The sequence below is a fragment of the Pseudomonas sp. A-1 genome, from assembly GCF_004801855.1.
Lineage (GTDB): Bacteria > Pseudomonadota > Gammaproteobacteria > Pseudomonadales > Pseudomonadaceae > Geopseudomonas.
Genome location: NZ_SSTC01000194.1, coordinates 1 through 1923 on the forward strand (window position 1 = coordinate 1; position 1923 = coordinate 1923).

At 76.0% G+C, this 1923-nt stretch carries 1 protein-coding gene; it reads left to right on the forward strand.

Annotated elements, in window-relative coordinates; genetic code table 11:
* Window positions 1-1841 (forward strand): flagellar biosynthesis protein FlhF (locus E5198_RS21025; protein ID WP_136491843.1); only part of this gene is annotated, 1841 nt, incomplete at its 5' end.
* Window positions 1842-1923: the final 82 nt, after the last annotated feature.

Here is a 1923-nt window from a genome sequence, read left to right on the forward strand (position 1 = left end):
AGATCCTCGCCGCGCTGCCCGCCGAGCTGCACGACTGCGGCGCCGACGCCCCGGCCGTGCGCGCCTGGCTGGAGCGCCAGCTGGCCGCGCGCCTGCCGGTGCCGGCCGACGAGAACGACCTGCTCGACACGGGCGGCGTGCTGGCGCTGGTCGGCCCCACCGGGGTCGGCAAGACCACCACCACCGCCAAGCTGGCGGCGCGCTACGTGATGCGCCACGGCAGCGGCCAGGTCGCCCTGCTCAGCACCGACAGCTACCGGATCGGCGCCCACGAGCAGCTGCGCATCTACGGCCGCCTGCTCGGCGTCGAGGTCCAGGCGCTGCCCGCCGAGGCGGCGCTGGACGCGGTGCTGGCGCAACTGGCCGACAAGCGCCTGGTGATCATCGACACCATCGGCATGAGTCAGCGCGACCAGCGCCTGATCGGCCAGATCGCCCAGCTCGGCGGCGCCGGCCATGCGGTGCGCCTGATGCTGCTGCTCAATGCCGCCAGCCACGGCGACACCCTCGAGGAAGTGGTCTCCACCTACCAGCGCGCCGCCTGCGCCGCCGGTTCGCGCCTCGACGACTGCATCGTCACCAAGAGCGACGAGGCCGCGCGCCTCGGGCCGGTGCTGGACATCCTGATCCGCCACAACCTGCGCCTGCACTACCTGTCCTGCGGCCAGCAGGTGCCCGAGGACCTGCACCCGGCCGAGGCCGTGGCGCTGGTCCGCCAGGCGCTGGCGGCCAGCCAGGATTCGCCGTTCGTGGCGCCGACCACCCCGGCGGCGGCGCCCGCGCAGCGTCTGGAAGCGCTGTCGCGCGGCCTGCTCGGCCATGGCCGGGCAATGGCCGCGGCGCTCGACGGGCTGCGCCGCGAGGTGGAGGGCTTCGGCCTGCTCGAAGCGGCCTGGCAGCTCGCTGCGCTGCCGCGCAGCCTGCAGGGCGAGCGCCTCGCCGAGCTGCTCGCCGCCTGCCCGGTGGCGGACGCCGGCCTGCTGCTGTGGGGCCGCGCCGGCGCGCTGCCCGGGCAGACCTGGCAGATGCCGCTGTTGACCTTCTCTGCAGCCGGTCGCCTGCAGGCCCGCCCGTGGCTGGCCCACCAGCTGCCGGCCGGCGCCAGCGCACGCCTGGAGTGGGCCGCGCAGCAGTGGCCGCAGGCCGACCACCTGCTGGCCGGCGCCCCCGACGCTGTCACCCTGCGCGCCCTGGCCGCGCAGGGCAGCACCTGGCTGGCCGCCGCCAAGGGCAACAGCCGGGTCGACTATCTGGGCGAGCGCTATGCCCTGCAGACCCTGGCCGAGATCGCCATGCCGCAGGCCGGCCTCAGCTGCCGCCATCGCGGCCACGCCATGCAGCTCGACCTGGCGCTGCTCGACGTCGGTCTCGACGCCGGCCGCGAGCGTGGCCAGCACAGCGGCGCCTGGCCGCTGCAGGCCTGGTTCGGTCAGCTGCACGATCCCGACGGCGCGCGTCCGCCGCTGCAGCGCTTCTGGCTGGCCAGCAGCGCCCAGCCCGGCGAGCAGGGCCTGCGGCAACAGCAGCAGCTGCTGCTGCGCCAGCTGCAGTGCGACGACCTGCCGAGCCTGACCGGCCGCGCCTGGCTCAGCCTGGACAGCCTGTCCGGCAGCCTGCAGGCCGAGCTGCGCCTGTTCCTCGCCGCCGGCCTGGCCGCCACGGCCAGCCACCTGGAGCAGGCCGAGGGCGACTGGGCGATGGACGTGCGCGCCCAGCTGCTCAGCCTCACCGGCGGCCGCCGCCAGCGCAGCACCCAGCAGCAGCTGGATGCCCTGCTGCACCTGCTGGCCGCGCGTGACACGCTGCGCCAGGTGGCCGGCAGCGCCGGCGTGCACGGATGACGGCAGGGGACCAGGCCGCCGGCCTGCGCCGCTGGGCCGAGCAGTTCGGCCGCGCCGAGGCGCCGTCCGCCGCGGCTCCCGC